General features: G+C 66.1%; 18 protein-coding genes. 5 read left to right on the top strand and 13 right to left on the bottom strand.

Annotated elements, in window-relative coordinates; genetic code table 11:
- Window positions 1-19: 19 nt before the first annotated feature.
- Both serA and T8S45_RS00315 read right to left on the bottom strand, forming a co-directional pair.
- Window positions 20-1,603 (bottom strand): phosphoglycerate dehydrogenase, encoded by a 1,584-nt coding sequence (gene serA, locus T8S45_RS00320; RefSeq protein WP_322294244.1) that lies wholly within the window; start codon window positions 1,601-1,603, stop codon window positions 20-22.
- A gap of 102 nt (window positions 1,604-1,705) precedes the next feature.
- On the bottom strand, window positions 1,706-2,827 hold the full coding sequence (locus tag T8S45_RS00315) for a phosphoserine transaminase (RefSeq protein ID WP_322294243.1): 1,122 nt from the start codon (window positions 2,825-2,827) through the stop codon (window positions 1,706-1,708).
- A gap of 202 nt (window positions 2,828-3,029) precedes the next feature.
- Here T8S45_RS00315 and T8S45_RS00310 point away from each other — a divergent pair, with 202 nt between their 5' ends.
- Window positions 3,030-3,764, top strand: coding sequence for an extensin family protein (locus T8S45_RS00310; RefSeq protein WP_322294242.1), 735 nt, complete (start codon window positions 3,030-3,032; stop codon window positions 3,762-3,764).
- 12 nt (window positions 3,765-3,776) lie between these two features.
- Here the strand turns inward: T8S45_RS00310 and T8S45_RS00305 are convergent, their stop codons facing one another.
- The 7 genes from T8S45_RS00305 to T8S45_RS00275 all read right to left on the bottom strand — a co-directional run bounded on the left by T8S45_RS00305 (window position 3,777) and on the right by T8S45_RS00275 (window position 10,449).
- A complete protein-coding gene (locus tag T8S45_RS00305; RefSeq protein WP_322294241.1) occupies window positions 3,777-4,475 on the bottom strand; it encodes a response regulator transcription factor in 699 nt (232 codons plus the stop codon).
- 199 nt (window positions 4,476-4,674) lie between these two features.
- Window positions 4,675-5,427, bottom strand: a complete 753-nt coding sequence (locus tag T8S45_RS00300; RefSeq protein ID WP_188641130.1) for a proteasome-type protease — start codon at window positions 5,425-5,427, stop codon at window positions 4,675-4,677.
- Between the two features lie 364 nt (window positions 5,428-5,791).
- On the bottom strand, window positions 5,792-6,589 hold the full coding sequence (locus T8S45_RS00295) for a transglutaminase family protein (RefSeq protein ID WP_322295248.1): 798 nt from the start codon (window positions 6,587-6,589) through the stop codon (window positions 5,792-5,794).
- A gap of 38 nt (window positions 6,590-6,627) precedes the next feature.
- Window positions 6,628-7,572 carry an alpha-E domain-containing protein gene (locus T8S45_RS00290; protein WP_322295247.1) on the bottom strand — a complete coding sequence of 315 codons (945 nt, stop codon included), beginning with the start codon at window positions 7,570-7,572 and terminating at the stop codon, window positions 6,628-6,630.
- Window positions 7,573-7,587: 15 nt separating this feature from the next.
- Entirely contained in the window at window positions 7,588-9,006 is a 1,419-nt protein-coding gene (locus T8S45_RS00285; protein WP_322294240.1) for a circularly permuted type 2 ATP-grasp protein, read from the bottom strand.
- Entirely contained in the window at window positions 9,003-9,803 is an 801-nt protein-coding gene (locus T8S45_RS00280) for an esterase/lipase family protein (RefSeq protein WP_322294239.1), read from the bottom strand. Before T8S45_RS00280 ends, T8S45_RS00285 begins: the two co-directional genes overlap by 4 nt.
- 94 nt (window positions 9,804-9,897) lie before the next feature.
- Window positions 9,898-10,449, bottom strand: a complete 552-nt coding sequence (locus tag T8S45_RS00275) for a DUF3617 domain-containing protein (RefSeq protein WP_322294238.1) — start codon at window positions 10,447-10,449, stop codon at window positions 9,898-9,900.
- A 98-nt stretch (window positions 10,450-10,547) separates the two neighbouring features.
- Here T8S45_RS00275 and uvrB point away from each other — a divergent pair, with 98 nt between their 5' ends.
- From uvrB to T8S45_RS00255, 4 genes are all read left to right on the top strand, one after another.
- Entirely contained in the window at window positions 10,548-12,731 is a 2,184-nt protein-coding gene (uvrB, locus tag T8S45_RS00270; RefSeq protein WP_322294237.1) for an excinuclease ABC subunit UvrB, read from the top strand.
- A 71-nt stretch (window positions 12,732-12,802) separates the two neighbouring features.
- The gene (locus T8S45_RS00265; RefSeq protein ID WP_322294236.1) at window positions 12,803-14,308 is read left to right on the top strand and encodes a S10 family peptidase; all 1,506 of its coding nucleotides are present in this window, start codon (window positions 12,803-12,805) and stop codon (window positions 14,306-14,308) included.
- Window positions 14,309-14,381: 73 nt separating this feature from the next.
- Entirely contained in the window at window positions 14,382-14,930 is a 549-nt protein-coding gene (locus T8S45_RS00260) for a hypothetical protein (RefSeq protein WP_322294235.1), read from the top strand.
- A 73-nt stretch (window positions 14,931-15,003) separates the two neighbouring features.
- A complete protein-coding gene (locus T8S45_RS00255; protein WP_322294234.1) occupies window positions 15,004-15,582 on the top strand; it encodes a hypothetical protein in 579 nt (192 codons plus the stop codon).
- A 25-nt stretch (window positions 15,583-15,607) separates the two neighbouring features.
- Here the strand turns inward: T8S45_RS00255 and T8S45_RS00250 are convergent, their stop codons facing one another.
- The 4 genes from T8S45_RS00250 to T8S45_RS00235 all read right to left on the bottom strand — a co-directional run bounded on the left by T8S45_RS00250 (window position 15,608) and on the right by T8S45_RS00235 (window position 20,285).
- Window positions 15,608-16,225 carry a helix-hairpin-helix domain-containing protein gene (locus tag T8S45_RS00250; RefSeq protein WP_322294233.1) on the bottom strand — a complete coding sequence of 206 codons (618 nt, stop codon included), beginning with the start codon at window positions 16,223-16,225 and terminating at the stop codon, window positions 15,608-15,610.
- A 95-nt stretch (window positions 16,226-16,320) separates the two neighbouring features.
- Entirely contained in the window at window positions 16,321-17,046 is a 726-nt protein-coding gene (locus tag T8S45_RS00245; protein WP_322294232.1) for an OmpA family protein, read from the bottom strand.
- A 53-nt stretch (window positions 17,047-17,099) separates the two neighbouring features.
- Window positions 17,100-18,689: a vWA domain-containing protein gene (locus T8S45_RS00240; protein ID WP_322294231.1), complete on the bottom strand. Its 1,590-nt coding sequence runs from the start codon at window positions 18,687-18,689 to the stop codon at window positions 17,100-17,102.
- 135 nt (window positions 18,690-18,824) lie between these two features.
- The gene (locus T8S45_RS00235; protein WP_322295246.1) at window positions 18,825-20,285 is read right to left on the bottom strand and encodes a lipopolysaccharide biosynthesis protein; all 1,461 of its coding nucleotides are present in this window, start codon (window positions 20,283-20,285) and stop codon (window positions 18,825-18,827) included.
- Between the last annotated feature and the right edge of the window lie 43 nt (window positions 20,286-20,328).

Below are 20,328 nucleotides of genomic sequence, written 5' to 3'. Positions count from 1 at the left end.
GGATGGGCGGGCGTAACCACTAAAACGACAACCCCTTCACCCGCTTCACGCTTTCGAGCTTGCACGCGGCGTCGATCACGTCCTGTCCGATCGGCTGGTCGACGCTCAGCAGCAGCACCGCTTCGCCCGTCGCCGCGCGGCGGCCCAAATTGAAGTTACCGATATTGATCCCGTGATCGCCCAGCAGCGAACCGATCCGGCCGATGAAGCCGGGCGTGTCCTCGTTGACGATATACATCATCTCGGCCTCGAGCGCGGCCTCGATATTGACCCCGGCGAGCTCGACCAGGCGCGGCGCGTCGTGGCCGAACAGCGTGCCCGCGACCGAGCGTTTGCCCTTCTCGGCGACATAGGTGACGCGCAGCAGCGTATGGTAGGTGCCCTCGCGCTGGTTGCGGATCTCGCTGACTTCGAGCCCGCGTTCCTTCGCGAGGTAGGGCGCGTTGACCATGTTCACCGACTGCGAATAGCGCCCCATGATGCCTGCCAGCACCGCGGCGGTGATCGGCTTCTGGTTCAACTCCGCCGCCGCGCCCTCGACCTCGATCGCGACGCTCGAGATGTTGCCGGTCGCGATCTGGCCGACCAGCGATCCGAGCTGTTCGGCGAGCGCCATGTAGGGCTTGAGCTTGGGCGCTTCCTCGGCGCTGAGGCTCGGCACGTTGAGAGCATTGGTGATCCCGCCGGTGGTCAGGTAATCGGCCATCTGTTCGGCCACCTGGATCGCGACGTTGACCTGCGCCTCGGTGGTCGAGGCGCCGAGATGCGGGGTGCAGATGAAATTGGGCGCGTTGAACAGCGGGCTGGCGGTGGCCGGCTCGGTCTCGAACACGTCGAGCGCCGCGCCGCCGACCTGGCCGCTGTCGAGCGCGTCCTTCAACGCCGCCTCGTCGATCAGCCCGCCGCGCGCGCAATTGACGATGCGGACGCCGGGCTTGGTCTTCGCCAGCGCCTCGGCGGAGAGGATGCCGCGCGTCTCGTCGGTCAGCGGGGTGTGCAGCGTGATGAAGTCGGCGCGCGCGAGCAGCGTGGCGAGATCGACCTTCTCGACGCCCATCTCGACCGCGCGCTCGGCGGTGAGGTAGGGATCGAAGGCGATCACCTTCATCCTGAGGCCGAGCGCGCGCGCGGCGACGATGCTGCCGATATTGCCTGCACCGATCAGGCCGAGCGTCTTTCCGGTCAGCTCCACGCCCATGTATTTCGACTTGGGCCATTCGCCCGCCTTGGTCTCGCGATCGGCCATCGGGATCTGCCGCGCGAGCGCGAACAGCATCGCGATCGCGTGTTCGGCGGTGGTGATCGAATTGCCGAAGGGCGTGTTCATCACCACCACGCCGCGCGCGCTGGCGGCGGGGATATCGACATTGTCGACCCCGATCCCGGCGCGACCGATGACCTTCAAATTGGTCGCCGCCTCCAGGATATCCTCGGTGACCTTGGTCGCGGAACGGATCGCGAGGCCGTCATATTCGCCGATCACGGCCTTCAATTCCTCGGGCGTCATGCCGGGTTTGACGTCGACTTCGCAGCCATTGGCGGCGAAGATCTCGGCAGCCTTGGGATCCATCTTGTCGGAGATGAGGACTTTGGGTTTGGTCATTCTTGTAACCTCTCTATCTCGTCACCCCCCCGAAAGCCGGGATCCAGAGCGGAATGGACGATGCTGGCCCTGGATTCCCTCCTCCGCGGGAATGACGATGAATTACTGTTTCGCGGTTTCGTAAGCCCAGTCGAGCCACGGGCCGAGCGCTTCGATATCGCTCGTGTCGACGGTCGCGCCGCACCAGATCCGCAGCCCCGGCGGGGCGTCGCGATAGCCGGCCACGTCGTAGGCCGCGTCCTGCTCTTCGAGCAGCGCCGCCATGCGCTTGATCATGTCGGTATCGGCACCCTCGACGGTCAGGCACACGCTCGTGTTCGAACGGCTCGCCGGGTCTGCCGCGAGATGGCCGAGCCAGTCGCGTTCCTCGACGATCTTGCCCAGCGCCGCCGCATTGGCATCGGCACGCGCCTTCATTGCGGCAAGGCCGCCTATCCCCTTGGCCCATTCAAGTGCCCAGATCGCATCCTCGACCGCGAGCATGGAGGGGGTGTTGATCGTCTCCCCCTTGAACACGCCCTCGATCAGCTTGCCGCCCTTGGTCAGGCGGAAGATCTTGGGCAAAGGGCGATCGGGGGTGAAGGCTTCGAGCCGTTCGACCGCGCGCGGGCCGAGCACCAGCACGCCATGCGCGCCTTCGCCGCCCAGCACCTTCTGCCAGCTGAAGGTCAGCACATCGACCTTGTCCCAGGCGATGTCCTGCGCGAACACCGCGCTGGTCGCATCGGCGATCGAGAGGCCGATGCGATCCTCCGCGATCCATTCGCCATCGGGCACGCGCACGCCGCTGGTGGTGCCGTTCCAGGTGAAGACGACGTCATGGCTCCAGTCGACCCGACCGAGGTCGGGCAATTCGCCGTAATCGGCGCGCAGCACGGTGGGATCGATCTTCAACTGCTTGACCGCATCGGTCACCCAGCCCTCGCCGAAACTTTCCCACGCGAGCGTGGTGACGGGGCGCGCGCCCAGCAGGCTCCACATCGCCATCTCGACCGCGCCGGTATCCGATGCGGGCACGATCCCGATGCGGTGCGTGTCGGGCACCTCGAGCACTTCGCGAATCAAATCGATGCAATATTGCAGGCGCGCCTTGCCGAGCTTCGAGCGATGCGAACGCCCGAGTACCTCGGTGGCGAGCTTGGCAGGATCCCAGCCCGGCGGCTTGGCGCAGGGTCCGGACGAGAAATATGGGCGCGCAGGCTTGCGCGCTGGTAGGTCGGTCATTTCAAAACTCTCCTTGCAGAGAGCACGCGCGGCGTTGGGACCGCGTGGCCCGACGACAGGCCTAATGGCTCCCGGCTTTTGTGCAAGTGCGAAACGCCTCCCATGCACAGGCGGTCCTCCCGCGCGGCCCGCAACACGGTAAAATGCCCGTTAACCGCGTTCGCTTGCTCATTCTTTCCCAAGTCCGGTCCAGAACGATGGCATGTTCAAACACATCGCATCGCTGTCGCTGGTAACCTTTTTGGGGGCCTGTTCGATCATTCCCGACGGCATGATGGGCGCGTCCGACTCCTCGGCGAACCCTTCCTACGCCGTGAAATCGAGCGACCCGACCTATCGGCGGCCCGCACCGCAGATCGACCGCAGCTTCGGCGGATCGACCCAGCTGCCGCCGGTCACCGCGGGGCGCTGCGTCGCCCAGCTCGGGGCGAGCAAGGCCGATTTCACGCCGCTGCCCGACAAGTATTACGGCGCCGGATGCGCCACGGTCGACAGCGTTCAGCTGGTCGGGCTGCAGGGCGATTCGCGCGGGTTCCAGGTCAGCAATCTCGGCCCTGTATCCTGTCCGTTGGCGGAGAAATTCGCCGGCTGGGCGCGCTACGGGGTCGATCGCGCCGCGCGCCAGATGCTCGGCGCATCGCTGGTCCGGATCGAGACGCTGGGCAGTTATTCGTGCCGCAACATCGCCGGGTCCTCGCGCCGCAGCGCGCACGCCACCGCCGAGGCGATCGACGTGTCGGGCTTCGTCCTCTCGGACGGGCGGCGGATCACGCTGGAAAGCGACTGGGACGGCGGCGATGCCGACGAGCGCGAATTCCTGCGCGTGGTGCAGGACAGCGCGTGCAAGCGGTTCGGCACGGTGCTCGGCCCGCGCTACAACGCGGCGCACCGCGATCACTTCCACCTCGAACTGGGGGGCGGCAGCTACTGCCGCTGACCTGGCGAGCGGTCAGGACGCGGTTAGCCCGTCCGCCTTTCGCTTGCCCTCCCGATCGCTCGGCAGGCCGAGGATCGAGGGCGAGGTTTGCTCGCCGGCATCCGAGGGTTCGAGCCCGGCCTCGACGCTCATCCGGACCGCGGCCGCCGAATGATCGCAATCGAGCTTCTGCATCATGTTGTGGCGGTGGATCTCGACCGTGCGCGGGCTGATCCCGAGCTCGCGCGCGATCAGCTTGTTCGACTGGCCCGAGGCGAGGAGGTCGAGCACCTCGCGTTCGCGGCGGCTCAGCTCTTCGATCCGGCGCCGCGCAGCGATCGCTCGCCGACGGCTGGCGGCGAGGGCGGCTGCCTCGGCCTCGATCGTCGCGAGCTTCGAAGCGAGCGCTTTGGTCGAAAAGGGCAGCGCGATGTAATCGAGCGCACCGGCCTTCACCGCAGCGACCGCGTGCTCGAGCGAGGGAGTCTCGCTCACCGCGACTACGGGCAGCCAGCATCCCTTGCTCGCCAGCGCATCGATCAGGCGCTCGCTGCGGCCACCATCCTCGCTCTCGGAGACGAGCACGAGCCCTTCGCCCGGCGCACGGACAGCGAGTTCGTCGGAGCTTTCGTAGAGTTCGGCGTGGCGCCCGAGATCGTAGGCGTGGCGTGCGAGCGTGGCGCGCTCGCGGCTGCTCGACGCGACGATGTGGATGGTGCCTGCATGGTCCATGGACTCTACCTGCCGTTGGCGGCTGGAGCAGCAGGAACCGTCAACCGTCCCCTCGGGACATGATATCGGCAAAAGACCCGCACAGCCGCAGAATGCGTTGCTACCAATGCAAATTATTCCCGACCCATTAACAAACTTATTAAGTGCCTGCACCCGAACAATTGCCTCTCGTAGCCCGATGATCGGGTTTCCGAGGCGGTCAATCCTCCATGTCGTAGAAACTGTAGTCGGGCAGGTTGTTGAAGGCTTGGCGCAGCGACTCGCTCCACTGTCCCGATAGCGAACGGACGTAGGTGTCGTTTCCGTCGAAGCGACGCTGGTGGAGCGGTTCGTCGAAAGAATCTTTTTCCAAGACCATGCAATCTAACGGCATTCCGACAGAAAGATTTGCAGCGATAGTGGAATCGAAACTTACGAGGAGCAATTTGACCGCGTCTTCGAAGCTCATGTCGCGATCGTAACCGCGGAGCAGGATCGGACGCCCATATTTCGTTTCACCGATCTGGAAGAAGGGTGTTTCACGCGAGGCCTCGATGAAATTTCCTTCCGGATAGACGAGGAACAGCCGCTGCTCCATCCCGGCGATCTGCCCGGCGAGGATGATCGAGGCGGAAAAGCTGCGCGTCCCTTCGCGGTCGTTCGCCTTCTGCCGTTCGGCGACGGTCTTGCGCAGCAGCTTGCCGACTTCGGTCGCGACCTGGAACATCGTCTCCGCACCGAACAGCGCGTTCTCGCGCTCGTCGGGGGCCTTGGTGCGCTCCTCGAGCTGGCTGATCACCGCCTGCGTGGTGGCGAGATTGCCCGCGGTCATCAGTGCGATCGAACGCTCGCCCGGCACACGGAAATGGAACATCTTGCGGAACACCGAAATGTTGTCGACGCCCGAATTGGTCCGCGTGTCGCTCATCAACACGAGCCCCTTTTCGAGCATCAGTCCGCAGCAATAGGTCATGAAGGTTTTCCTCCTTGTTTGAGGTAAGGACGGGAAGCGGGTGCGGTATGTTCCCGAGAGGAGTCTTTTGTGGTTACGCCCGCGCATCCGCACGAGCATCCTCGGTGCTGTTCCCTTCGCTACGCTACGGGGCACCTGCGGGCGGGCGGGCGGCCTTGCCTCGGCCTAGTCGGCCTCGGGCGACCGCCTCGGTCGTGTCCGCCAAGCGCTTGATCGCAATATCCGTCCTCAATTTGCGCGCGGCAGCGCGCACGCGTGCGAGCGCACGCACGGGCCGGTCAGGCCCGGAAGACTAAGGGGCCGTATGGCCCCGCCGGCGCTTGAGGCCAAACAAATGACTCAGGATGCGGGTCCGCATCCGATATCACTGCTGCTGCTGTTCCACACTGAGCCGCACTTCGAGCCCGCTATCGCGCGCGCCCTGCGTCCGGCCGGTGATCGGCGCGGCCTCGCGATAATCGCGCCCGGTAGCGACGCGGACATAGCGTTCGTCGGGGCTGATACCGTTGGAAATATCGAACCCGACCCAGCCGAGCCCCTCGACATGGGCCTCGGCCCAGGCGTGGCTGGCCTCCTGGTCGACGCGGTCGTTCATCATCAGGTAGCCGCTGACATAGCGCGCCGGCACGTCGAGTTCGCGCGCCAGCCCGAGGAAGATATGCGCATGGTCCTGGCACACGCCGCTGCCTGCCGCCATCGCCTCTTCCGCGCTGGTCGTGGCATGGGTCGCGCCCTTCACGTAGCCGACCTGGTCGCGAATCGCGGCCGACAATTCGTGCAGCAGGCCGACATCGCGCACCTTGCTGCTGTCGAACTCGCCGAGCAGCGCCTTCATCGCGCGGCCCGGACGGGTCTTGTCGCTGTTGGTGCAGAAGGCCCAAAGCGGCAGGTGCCCGGCATGCTTGCCGATCACTCCGGCATAATCTGCGGTGTCGACCTCGCCCTCGCACGAGACCACGACCTGCTCGACCCCCTCGTCGACCGAAACGAGCGTGATGTGGTTGTGGTTCTGGTCCTCGTATTCGAGTTGCCGCGTACCGCCCTCGACGCTCATCTGCCAGTCGAGGATCGTCTGGCCCTGAGTCGTCTTCGGCGTCAGCCGCAGGCGCTGCAGCCCGTAATGCGCGGGCGCGTCGAATTCGTAATGGGTCTCGTGGCGGATCTTGAGGCGGATGGGCGATGCTCCTTGGTGTGGTCGGCCTATTCGATAAAGCGGTAATCGCGCGCGATCGCATCGGCGAGGCGCTGGTTGTCGGACAGGAAGCCGAGGATGAACTGGTGGAGGCCCTCGTCGATGATCTCCCCGACCGACAGGTCCGAGAGCCGCGTATCGATATCGCGCAGCAGGATATGCGCATCGGTTTCCTCGCCGTAAGCCTCGGCGAGGTTCGCCATGTTGCTGCGGATCTTGCCGTAGGCGAAGGCGAGGCTGCGCGGGAAACGGCGGTCGAGGATGAGGAAGTCGGCGAGGCTCTTGGCCTCGACCCCGACATGGTTGAGCCAGCGATAGGCGCGGTCGCCGCCGACCGAGCGCAGCACGCTGTCCCACTGGATGTTGTCGAGGCTGCCGCCGACATGGCTGAGCGTGGGCAGCAGCAGGTAGTATTTGACGTCGAGGATGCGCGCGGTGTTGTCGGCGCGTTCGATGAATCCACCGATGCGCGCGAAATTGAACACGTCGGTGCGCAGCATCGAGCCTTCCATCGCCCCGCGCACCAGAGTCGCTTCGCGCCGGATCGCGTTGATCACGTCGCCGAGCTGGGTCTGCTGGACCGGCGATGACAGCAGGTCGCGCACCTCCATCCAGCTTTCGTTGATCGTCTCCCACAACTCGCGGCTGATCATGTTGCGCACCGCGCGCGCATTGGTGCGCACGTTCTCGACCATCGACAGCACGCTTTGCGGGTTCTTCCTGTCGCGCAGGACGAAATTCCACGCCTGGATGCCGGTATAGGTGCCGTGCTCGGCCTCGTAGGCCCGCCGCATTCCCGCGGTCTGGATGACCGAGCGCCATTCCTCCTGGCTGGTGAACTCGTCGCGCGTCATCGCCATGCGGAAACCGGCCTCGAGCAGGCGCGCCGTGTTCTCGGCCCGCTCGAGATAGCGGAACATCCAGAAGATGGAGTTGGCGTTCCGACCGAGCATCATGGGATCACCCGATCAGTCATCGAGCACCCAGGTGTCCTTGGTCCCGCCGCCCTGCGAGGAATTGACCACGAGGCTGCCCTGTTTGAGCGCGACCCGCGTGAGTCCGCCGGGCACGAGGTCGATCTTGTCGGGCGAGACCAGCACGTAGGGCCTGAGGTCGACATGGCGCGGGGCGAGGCCCTGGCGGCTGAGGATCGGGACGGTCGAGAGCGACAGCGTCGGTTGCGCGATATAACCCTGCGGATTGGCCTCGAGCTTGGCGCGGAATTCGCGCAGCTCCTTCTTCGACGCGGCGGGGCCGATCAGCATGCCGTAGCCGCCCGAACCGTGGACTTCCTTGACCACGAGCTCCGCGAGGTTGTCGAGCACGTATTTGAGGCTGTCCTCGTCCGAACAACGCCAGGTCTCGACGTTCTTCAGCTTGGGCCGTTCGCCGGTGTAGAATTCGACGATCTCGGGCATGTAGCTGTAGATCGCCTTGTCGTCGGCGATCCCGGTGCCGGGCGCATTCGCGATCGTGATCCCGCCCGAGCGGTAGACGTCCATGATGCCGGCCGCGCCCAGCATGCTGTCGGGATTGAAGGTGAGCGGATCGAGGAATTCGTCGTCGACCCGGCGATAGAGCACGTCGACCGCGCGCCAGCCGCGCGTGGTGCGCATGGCGATCTTGCCGTCGACCACGCGCAGATCGCTGCCCTCGACGAGCTCTGCACCCATCTGATCGGCGAGGAAGGCGTGTTCGTAGAACGCCGAATTGTAGATCCCCGGCGTCAGCACGCCGAGCTTGGGCCGGCCTTCGCAGCGCTCGGGCGCGCAGGCGGCGAGGCTGCGCGCGAGACGGCGCGGATAATCCTGCACCGGGCGCACCCCGACCCGCGTGAACAGCTCTGGGAACATCGCCATCATCGTCTCGCGGTTTTCAAGCATGTAGGAGACGCCGGAGGGCGTGCGGGCATTGTCTTCGAGCACGTAGAATTCGTCGGGTCCGGTGCGCACGAGGTCGGTGCCGACGATATGGGTGTAGATCCCGCCCGGCGGGTTGAAGCCCACCATTTCGGGCAGGAACGCGTCGTTGTCGCGGATCAGCCGCTCGGGCATGATCCCGGCGCGCAGGATTTCCTGCTTGTGGTAGATGTCGTGCATGAAGGCGTTCAATGCCCGCACGCGCTGTTCGATGCCCTTTTCGAGGCTGCGCCATTCGCGCGCGGCGATGATCCGCGGCACCATGTCGAACGGGATCAGCCGTTCCTCTGCCGCGTCCTCGCCATAGACGTTGAAGGTGATCCCGGTCTTGCGGAAGACGCCTTCGGCCTCCTTGGCCTTCTTGCGCAGCCAGCTCGCGTCCTGCTGCCAAAACCATTTGTCGTAATCGGCATAGGCCTCGCGCACTTCGCCCTCGGGCATGCGCATTTCGTCGAAGAATTCGCTCATGCTTCGTCGCGCCCGCGCGGCTCGTCGTCGAGTTCTGCAGCGATCGCCTCGATCGAATCCTTCTCGTAGCAGAACCCCATATGCGAGCAGCGCAGCGCCACCTCGCGGTCGCGCTCGTCGGGTCGGCCGCGCGCGCAGCTGGCATGGACGATCCCGTCGGCCGGGCTCCACAGCGCGACCGTTTCGACCGGTGGCTTGGCATGGACATCGGCCTCGATCGGCGGGCTGTGCACGGCGTGGCCGGTCACCAGCGGGTAGATCCGCCAGAGATTGTTGTTGCGCGGGTCGCCGGAAAAGGGCGAGCCGAGCGTCACGACCTTGGCGACCTTTTCGGGATGGCGCTTGGCCAGTTCGCGGGCATAGATCCCGCCGAGGCTCCAGCCAACGAGATGAAGCTGTTCGCCCTTCCTCTCGAATACCTTTTCGAGCCGGCGTTCGAGCTTGTCGAACACTTCGGGCGAGGGCCCGAAATTGTAGCCCATGCCCCAGCGCTTGACCCGGTGTCCCGCGCGTTCGAGCTGCTGCGCCATGTAGCGCATGCGCCACGGATGCGCGCCGAAACCGGGGATCAGCATCACCCGCTTTGGCCTCGCCGCCGGGCGGATATCGGGCTTGGCCCGCGCGCGCTTGATCGGTTCGAGCATGTAGTTGAACTCGGACAGGAAGCGGCGCAGCGGCGGCTTGCGGAGCTTCGCATCGTCATAGGGCTCGCGCGCGAGATCGATCCGGCGCGACGCTTCCTCGGCGAAAGCGCGCAGCCCGGTCTGATTGGTCTTGTCGGTTTCAGCCGCGGCCATTGCGCCGTCCATCGCCCCGTTTGTTGGTTGCTTGGGATTCGAACGCCGCAGGGCGGCTATGTTTCCGAGAGCATCGACGCAACGCGACCCGTGCCTAGCCTTCGCAGTCGCCGATGCGCTCCTGCTGCGACCTTGTCTTGATGGTCATCGACTGTCCTTGGGGCCCGCGCGCATCCATCGTCATCGTCATGTCGGACGAGGTGCGGGTACCGGTCCCCTGCATCGCAATGCGGACCTCGCCGCGTTCGGACCCGCGGCAGGTCATCACCGCGTCGATCGATCCGCCGTCGGCGTCGAATTTCTCGAACGCGCAATCGGCGCCCTCCTGCGTCTGGCGGGCCATTTCCTCGAAGCCCTTCTCGGCCTGCTCCCGAGTCAGGCAGAAGGTGCTGGTCTCCTCACCGCCGCCCATCATGCCCTTCATCATGTCGCGCACCGCGGGCGGTGCGCCCGGCATCTGCATGTCGATCATCTCGGTGGTGGCGCGATACAGGCCCGGCTCGGGCCGGACCATCTCGTCAGATTTCGCGGCGGCTTCCTCGAGGCTGATCTCGCCGTCGCCATCGGCGTCGGCATCGGGACTGCCGCAGGCCGCGAGGCCGAAAGCAGCAGCGGTGAAGGTGGCGAACAATACGGGACGGCGCATGCGAACTCTCCCCTGATGTCTAGGACGCAAGGCTAGCACGCCTTGCCATATCCTCAAGCGCGTTGCAGCCTGCGCCTGTGTTCCCCATATGTGCGCGCATGGCAGAACTGATCATCCGGCGCGGCCTCGAAGAACCCGATACCACCGGAGAGTTCGTCCCGCACAAACCCGCGCGTCCCGAGAAATCGATGCCGGGAAAGAAATTCGAGCTGGTTTCGGATTACGAGCCCGCGGGCGACCAGCCGACCGCGATAAGGGAGCTGGTCGAGGGAATCAGGAGCGACGAGAAGAGTCAGGTGCTGCTCGGCGTGACCGGCTCGGGCAAGACCTTCACCATGGCCAAGGTGATCGAGGAAACCCAGCGTCCCGCGCTGATCCTCGCGCCCAACAAGATCCTCGCCGCGCAGCTCTACGGCGAGTTCAAGAGCTTCTTCCCCAACAACGCGGTCGAGTATTTCGTCTCCTACTACGACTACTATCAGCCCGAAGCCTACGTGCCCCGGTCGGACACCTATATCGAGAAGGAAAGCTCGGTGAACGAGGCGATCGACCGAATGCGCCACTCGGCCACCCGCGCGCTATTGGAACGCGACGACGTGATCATCGTCGCCTCGGTCTCGTGCCTCTACGGTATCGGCTCGGTCGAGACCTATTCGGCGATGATCTTCGACATCAAGAAGGACACGCAGGTCGACCAGCGCGAGCTGATCCGCAAGCTCGTCGCGCTGCAATACAAGCGCAACGACGCCGCCTTCGCGCGCGGCAATTTCCGCGTGCGGGGCGACAATCTCGAAATCTTCCCCTCGCACTACGAGGACATGGCGTGGCGCATCTCGTTCTTCGGCGACGAGATCGAGGAGATCAGCGAATTCGATCCGCTCACCGGCAAGAAGGGGGCGAGCCTCGACAAGGTGCGGATCTACGCCAACTCGCACTACGTCACGCCCGGCCCGACGATGAAGCAGGCCTCCGAGGCGATCAAGTTCGAGCTCGCCGAGCGGCTCAAGGAGCTCGAGGCCGAGGGCAAGCTGCTCGAGCACCAGCGCCTGGAGCAGCGCACCAATTTCGATCTCGAGATGATCGCCGCGACGGGTTCCTGCGCGGGGATCGAGAACTATTCGCGCTTCCTCACCGGGCGCCTCCCCGGCGAGCCGCCGCCCACCCTGTTCGAATACCTTCCCGACAATGCGCTGCTGTTCGTCGACGAGAGCCACCAGACGGTGCCGCAGGTCGGCGCGATGGCGCGCGGGGACCATCGTCGCAAGCTGACGCTGGCCGAATACGGCTTTCGCCTGCCATCCTGCATCGACAACCGCCCGCTGCGCTTCAACGAGTGGGACGCGATGCGCCCGCAGACCATCGCGGTCTCGGCCACGCCGGGGAGCTGGGAGCTGGAGGAAACCGGCGGCGTGTTCGCCGAGCAGGTGATCCGCCCCACCGGGCTGATCGATCCGCCGGTCGATATCCGCCCGGTCGAGGACCAGGTCCAGGATTGCATCGAGGAGTGCAAGAAGACCGCCGCCAACGGCTACCGCACGCTCGTCACCACGCTGACCAAGCGGATGGCGGAGGACCTCACCGAATTCATGCACGAGGCGGGCGTGCGGGTCCGCTACATGCATTCCGACGTCGAAACCTTGGAGCGCATCGAGCTGATCCGCGACTTGCGGCTCGGCGTCTACGACGTGCTGGTCGGCATCAACCTGTTGCGCGAGGGGCTCGACATTCCCGAATGCGGGCTGGTCTGCATCCTCGATGCCGACAAGGAAGGCTTCCTGCGCTCCGAAACTTCGCTGATCCAGACCATCGGCCGCGCCGCGCGCAACGTGGATGGCCGCGTGATCCTCTATGCCGATCGCGTCACCGGGAGCATGGAACGCGCGATGGCCGAGACCGAGCGCCGGCGCGAGAAGCAGCGCGCCTATAACGAGGAACACGGGATCACCCCGCAGACGATCAAGCGCGCGATCGCCGACATCACCGCCCATGCGAACAAGGAGGAGGACGGTGCTGCCGAGGAGACCCAGAGCCTCGTCGGACACAACCTCCGCGCCTATATCGAGGACCTCGAGAAAAAGATGCGGGCCGCCGCCGCCGACCTCGAATTCGAGGAAGCCGGCCGCCTGCGCGACGAGATCCGCAAGCTCGAGAACGACGAGCTCGGCCTCGGCGACGGCGAGAAGAAGGCCCCGCTGGTCGGGCGCAGCGACGCCGGGCGACCGGGCACCCGCAAGACGCGCTACGGCAAGACCCGCTACAAGAAGATGGGCGGCAAACCCTGATCGACGGGCGCATTTGACGCGGCCGTTGCGCGATGGGCATAGGTCGCTGCGAACAAGGGGGAAGAACCGACATGAAATACCGCCCGATCCTCGCCGGCCTGTGCGCCGCAAGCCTGCTCGCCCTTTCGGCCCAACCGGCCCTCGCACAGGACGCCGAAAAGGAAGCACCGGCCGAGACGATCGAGCCGCAGGTCAAGTCGCGCGACCTGTCCGGCACCTTCGGCGGACAGCGGATCAGCTACACCGCGACGATCGGCGAGACCGTGCTCAAGTCCGACAAGGGCGAGCCCGAGGCGGTGATCGTCACCACCAGCTACGTGAAGGACCCGAAGGACACGTCGCGCCCGGTGTTCTTCATCTACAATGGCGGGCCGGGTTCGGGCTCGGTGTGGCTGCAGCTGGGCGCGTTCGGGCCGAAGCGGGTCGCGATCCCTTCCGATGCGCGCGACGACGGCGCGCCGCCCTATCCATTGGTCGACAACCCCGACAGCCTGCTCGACGTCGCCGACCTCGTCTTCATCGACCCGCCGGGCACCGGGTTCAGCTACCTCACCGACGAGGCCGATCCGGAAGACTATTACGGGTTGCGACAGGATGCGCGCGCGGTCGCCGAGGTGATCCGGCGCTGGATCAACGACAACGGCCGCTGGGGCAGCCCCAAATATCTCGGCGGCGAAAGCTACGGCACCACCCGCACCGCAATGGTGGTCGATGAACTCGAAGGCGCGACCTACAACGATGTCGGCCTCAACGGGCTGATCCTGATCTCGACGATCCTCGATTTCGCCGCGCGCGAGCCGACGCCGGGCAACGAGATGGCCTACATCGTCACCCTGCCCAACATGGCGGCGGCGGCCTATTACCACGGCAAGGTCGAGGCGCCCTCGGTCGAGGCGATCGCCGAGGAGGCGCGGCAATTCGCGATCGGGCCGTTCGCCACCGCGCTGCTCAAGGGGCAGGACCTGCCCGATGCCGAGCGCGCCGCGGTGCGCGCCGAGCTTTCGCGCCTCACCGGCCTGTCCGAGCGATATCTCGACCAGGCCAACCTGCGAGTCACCAGCCAGCGCTTCTACAAGGAATTGCTGCGCGATCGCGGGCTCACCATCGGGCGGCTCGATGCGCGCTACACCGGCGAGGATTACGACGATGCCGGCGAGACCCCCGATTCCGACCCGAGCTTCTACGGGATCGACGCGGGCTATACCGCCGCGATCAACCAGTGGGCGCGCGAGACGCTCGGCTTCGAGACCGATCGCGGCTACAACTCGATCGGCAGCGAGCCGGGGCGCAACTGGGACTGGTCGCTGCCGGGCCAGGGCCGCAACGCCTATCTCAACGTCGCCCCTTTCATCGGCCGCGCGATGCGCCAGAACTCGCAGCTGCGGGTCTTCAACGCGCAGGGCTGGTACGATTTCGCGACCCCGTTCTTCGGGGCCGAATATTCGTTGAAGCGCATGGGCATCCCGCAGGATCGTGTCGCGTATGAATATTACGACGCGGGCCACATGATGTATATCCGCGACGAGGACCGGGCGAAGCTGTCGGCCGATATCCGCGCCTTCATCCGCAACCGCTGACGCGCGCGCCGCGCCGGAACAGGCGCGCCGACGATCAGTTTGTGGAGCGAAGGATCGAACGAGGGAGATTACGATGCGCAGCGCCCTTCTAGCAGCGACCATGCTGGCTCTCGCCGCCTGTTCTTCCGGAGAAGACACCGCGGACGACACCATCGTGCCCGACGAGGCGGAAACGAGCGCGCCCGCCTTCGATCCCACCGTCGACAGCGAGAGCGAGGAAGGCGAGGACGGGCGGCGCTGGTATTACAAGAGCGAGAGCCAGTCCGCGCTCTACGGCCCGCCCGACAGCGAGGGCATGCTGACGCTGCGCTGCGACTCACCCGATGAGGGCGACAAGCGCGTCCTGTTCAACTGGTTCGCCCCGGGCGCGACCGCCGGCGAAGCCCGGATCCTCGAAGTACGATCGGGCGGCGAGCTGTTCCGCGCCGATGTCGAGGGCGTCGAGACCGAGCTCGGCACCGGCGCCATGTGGCGCGCGACGCTCGACCCGGCGGGCGACGAAGCCGGCCTCCTGCTCGATACACCCGACCCGATCAGCATCCGGCTCGACGATGGGGCGGATTACGAGATCCGCGTGCCCACCGCCGAGCAGATGCGCCAGGTGATCCGCGACTGCCGCTAGGTGTGTCGAGGCCGGGGAAAGCCCCGTCGGCGCGCTTCACAGCCTGTCCGGCGCGGCCTAAACCGCGCCTTCCATGAAGCGCGCCCTACCGTTCATCCTGCCCCCCCTGCTTGCCGCCTGTTCGGGCGGCGACCGCGCGGCGGGCGAAGACCAGGCCGATTACGAGGTGCGGGTGCCGCTGGTCACCAACACGCCCTCGCCCGTACCGGCCCCGCCCGCTCCCGAGCAGCCCGACGACGCCGAATGGCGCGAGGGTAGCGACGGAAGAATCGAATTCGGGGTCGAGGGATCGCCGCCGCTGCTCTCGATGGCCTGCGAAGAAGGCGCCTTCGGGGTCACCCGGATCGCGATGACACGGCACTGGCATGCGCCGCAAGGCAAGGCCGCGCTGCTCGCGTTGGTGGGCAACCTCCGGTTGCGGATCCCGGTCGATGCCCAGCCGCCCGACCGCTGGACGGGAAGTCTCGAGTCCGAGGATCGCCGCTGGCGGATCCTCGAGGATCGCTTCAGCGCGACACTGCCGGGCGGCGGCCTGCTGCGCCTTCCCGCCAGTCCGCTGACGCGCGAATTGCTGCGCAGCTGCCGCGCCGAGAGCGAAGACCTCGAAGAGGCGGCCGAGCCGCCGGTCGCGGACGAGTCCGAAGCCGAGTGACGCCTGCGGGCTCGCCCGCCTTCCTTCAGACCTTGCCGAACTTGGCCTCGTAGGCGGCGCGGTCGCCCGCTTCGAGCAGCCTGGCCTGCTCGACCCAGTTGTCGCGCCGGATACGGCCCGAAAAGCGTCCGAGCTGGCCGTCGATCCGGTCGATATCCTCTTCGCTCCACGCCGCGATCTGGGCGATGCTGGTCACGCCCATTTCGGCGAGCTGGGTGCGCAGCTTGGGGCCGACCCCCTTGATCTTGGCAAGTTCGTCGGCGGAACCGGCATCGGCCGCCCCCGCAGTTTCGGCCTGGGATTGCGGCGTCGCGGGCGGGGTTTCGGATTCTGGTTGCTTGGCCCTGGCCGCCGCGGCGGCAGCCTTGTCCTCGGCAAGGTGCACTTCGGTCTCGTCCTCGCCCCCCGCGGCCGACACCACGGTCCCCGATCCGGCGAGCTGGTCCATCGCCGCGGCAGCGGGCGGCGCGTCGATCAGCGCCTGGTTGCGGTTGGCGGGGGCCGCGCCTTCGTCGAGCACGTCGGGCGAGACATGGCGCTCGCGCTCGGGCTTCTTGCGACCGAACAACCACCACGCGACGAACACACCCAGTGCCAGCACCAGCAGCAGCGCTACCCAGTGCGTTTCGATCAGTTCAGCCATCGCTCTTACCCCTGTTCCAGATGAGCAATCCCAGCCCGAAACCGATCGTATAGGCGATCAGGGCGAGGACCATGATTTCGGCGAGTAGCGGCATCTCAACCGGCTCCCGGTGTGTCTACGGCAGTCGGCACGAGTGGCGCTTTCTGCAGCAATTCGAATTCGATCCGCCGGTTGGCGGGGTCTGTCGGGTCGAGACCTTCGACGGGTTCTTCCGAGCCCTTCCCCTCGACCACGAATTCCACGGCGGGAATGCCGCGCCGCGCAAGCGCCAGGCGGACGCGGTCGGCGCGGCGTTCGGATAGGGCGAGGTTCACTGCCGCATCGCCGCTATCGTTGGTATGGCCGATGATTGCGATCCGGCTGCCGATACAAGGCTTGAGCGCGTCGGCCACCTCGTCAAGCAGCGCGGCGCTGGTCGGATCGAGCCGCGCGCTGGCCTCGGCGAAGCGGATCGTCCGTGTCTTGAGGATGGCATCGATGCGCCGCTCGCAGAACAGCGGATCCTCGGCCGCGGCCTGGGTGATCTGGCGACGCTCTTCGCGCCGCCAGTACGGCCCGCCTACGCCCGGTAGAGCGGACACAGCCAGCGCCAGCCGGCGGCGCTCGTCGGGATGGAGATCGCGCGCGCCCGACAGTTCGGGATGGCGCGAATAGGATCCGTTGCGGGTGCGGAAGTCGACCGTGACCGCACCTTCGGTCACCGCCGCAGCCTGCGCTTCGAGCCCGGCCATGAAGGCAGGCGAGAGCGCCGCGTGGCTGGCGGCGGCAATGCCCAGCGCGGCAAGCGCGCCGGCGGCGAGGATGAGGGGGCGGGAGGCCATCGCCCCTGCGATAGCGCCCCCGCGCCCGGTGCTCAACACGCTGTTGCGTCGGATCAATCCATACCGGCGCTGGCTTCGACCAGCTTGACGAATTCGGCGCGGTAGAAATCGCGCTGCGGCCCGACCAGCGAGACGATCTGGCGCGGGCCGAAGCCGTTCAGCAATTCGTCGCCGCGCAGATACTGGCCGAAGGCGGCGACCCCGGCGGCGAAGGCGAAATCGCCCTGCGCGCGCCCGGCCCGGTCGAGCATCGCGGCCGGGACCGCACGCTCGACCAGCGTCGATCGATCGCCGTCGGGGAGTTTGTACCGCAGCTTGATATAGGCCATTTCGGTCCCGCTGCCCGTGCTCTCGGCCTTGTTGCCGTCATAGCGCCGCTCTCCGATCCAGCCGGTTTTCGAGGCGGGCACCACCTCGTACAGCGCGGTGACCTGATGACTTGCACCGATCTCGCCCGCATCGACCCTGTCGTTGTCGAAATCCTGCTCGCGCAGCGCCCGGTTCTCGTAGCCGATCAGGCGATATTGCTTGACGAATTTGGGGTTGAATTCGACCTGGATCTTCACGTCCTTGGCGATCGTGAACAGGGTCGAGCTCATCTCCTCGCCGAGCACCTTGCGAGCCTCGAGCGCGCTGTCGATGTAGGAGTAGTTGCCGTTCCCCTTATTGGCGATCTGCTCCATCAGCGCCTCGTTGTAATTGCCGCTGCCGAAGCCGAGCACCGACAGCGTGACGCCGGTATCGCGTTCCTTCTCGATCCGTTCGACCAGAGCGTCGGGGTCCGAGATACCGACGTTGAAATCGCCGTCGGTACCGATGATCACCCGGTTGACCCCGCCCTCGATGAAATTGGCGCGCGCGGTCTGGTAGGCGAGCTGGAGCCCGGCCCCGCCTGCAGTCGAACCGCCCGCGGAAAGCTGGTCCAATGCGGCCTTGATCTCGCGCGGATCGTTGGTCGGATCGAGCACCAGTCCGGCGGCACCGGCATAGACCACGATCGAGACGCGGTCCTCTTCGCGAAGGTTGTCGACCAGTCCTTTGAGCGCGGTCTTGAGCAGCGGCAGCTTGTCGGGACTGTTCATCGAACCCGACACGTCGAGCAGGAAAACGAGGTTGGCCGCCGGGCGCTGGTCGCGGGGCAGGTCGTAACCCTGGAGCCCGATCCGCAGCAGGCGGGTATCCTCGTTCCACGGCGTCCGCGCGACCGCAGTCGCGACCGAGAACGGTGTCGAGCGATCCTGCGGCTTGGCGTAATCGTAGCGGAAGTAGTTGACGAATTCCTCGGTCCGCACCGCCGCCTTGGGCGGGCGCCGCCCGTCGCGCAGGTAGCGCCGCGTATTGGCGTAGGCGCCGGTGTCGACATCGACCGCGAAGGTGGAGACCGGCTCGTCCGCCACGCGCTTGACCGGGGAAACCTCCTCTCCGTCGTACCGTTCGCGATCGGCTTCCATCGGCACGATCACCGGGGAAACCGCCATCGCGGCGCGTTCGGCCATCATCGCCGGAGGCGGTGGCGGCGGCGAATAGACGCCGGCGCTGTCGGTCTGGACGGCACCCTCCTCGATCGCCTCGTCTCCCGAAGCGCAGCCCGCCACCAATGCGATCGTTGCCACCGCAATCGCGAATTTCGTCGCCTTTTTCATCTCTCCCACTCCTTCTTCCTCATCGTTCTCCCGCGATGAAAGGAAGGCTGGGCCCGGTGAAGTGAACCGGCTGTGAATGTGGCCAAAATGTGGCAAGTGTCAGAGCGCGTCCGAAATGCGCCCTGTTCTCCGATCCTAATCCTCGGCCTGCGGCACCATGTTCTTGCGGAACAGCATCCGGTCGTCCTCGGTGAAACCGCGCTTCCACACCACCCAGGCATAGACCGCGAGCACCGCCGGGATACCGATCAGCAACCGGCCCCATTCGGGCGCCTCCGTGAACGCCCAGCCGACCAGCACCGCGGGCGCGGCGGCATAGACCAGCGCCCAGCGGAAATTGTTCACCGAGGCCCCGAGGATCCGCGACAGCACGATCCCCTTGGCGATCGAGGCGAAGCCGAGCGCGAGCACCAGTGCGAAGGCGGCGCCTGCGGCCAGCACTCCGTCCGCCATTCCGTAACTGCGCCCGATCACCATGAAGGCGATCGTCAGCACCGCCTGGAGCACGATCGTGGTGACCGAAAGCCACAAATTGCGCACACGCGCGACATAGACCAGCGCTGCTTCGGAGGTGACCGCCAGCGCCGCGACCACTTCGGCCGCGAGCAGGAAGGCGAGCGCGGCGGTGGCGAAGGGATAGGTCGGGCCAAGCAGGCGCATCAGCGAATCGCCCGCGATCCCGAGCGTCAGCGCGATTCCCGCCTGCGCGGCGACGATCCAGAAAGCGACCTGGCGCACCTGGCTCGCGATCCGCTTCCAGTCCTTCTCCTTCACCGCCCTGGTGATCACCGGGCCGAGGACGGGATCGAAGCTCTGCTTCAGCTTCTGCGGCAGCGAGGCGATCTGCTGCGCGACGTAGTAGATGCCGACCGCCACCGGCGAGGCGAACAGGCCGAGCAGGAAGATGTCGAGCCGCCGCGTGCCCCATTCGATCGCGTCCGCGCCCGCAAGCGGCAGGCCGCGCACCACGATCCGCCCCATCGTGACCGGATGCGGAAGCCAGCCCTTCGGGAGGCCATAGGTCCGCAGGAACGGCCACAGCGCGGTCAGCAGCGCGGCATAGACGCTGGCGAGGAAGGCCAGCATCAGCCCCTCGTCGGGGATCTGGTAGTAGAACAAGAGCGCGAGGATCGAGATCGCCCACGGTTCGACGATCGCGCGAGAGCGGACGGTGGTCGCGATGTCGAATTTGTAGGCCTGCGCCGCGAGCAGGATCTCGGTCAGCGCGATGGCGGGGATCGCGAGCACCACCAACCGGTCGATCCGGCTGTATTCGCCCGAAGGGAACATCGGTTGCGGCACCAGCCACAGCACGCCGGCGAACACCGCGCTGACGATCAGGGACAGCAACAACCCGTCATACACGATGTTGGATTCGGGCCCTTCGCCGTCGGTCAGCCGCTGGGCGAGACCGCGCTTCTCGCCCATCGTCGCGAGCATGGCGGCGAATTCGGCGAGCACCAGCGCCGAGGCGAACCGCCCCAGCTCGGCCGGGCCGTACCAGTTGGCCGCGATGTAGAGGAACGGGATGCGCGCGATCAGGCGCAGCACGAAGCCGAAGAAGTTGGTTCGCCCGCCCTTGGCGAGCGCGGTCATTTCCGCGCGCCCCTCGGCCTCGAGGGGAGGTTGCTCCGGCGGA

Origin of the sequence: Pseudoblastomonas marina (assembly GCF_034374265.1) — a bacterium.
GTDB classification, from domain to species: Bacteria; Pseudomonadota; Alphaproteobacteria; order Sphingomonadales; family Sphingomonadaceae; genus Alteriqipengyuania_A; species Alteriqipengyuania_A marina.
Note: the sequence above shows the minus strand (reverse complement) of the source record. Positions and strands in the feature narration are given on the sequence as shown.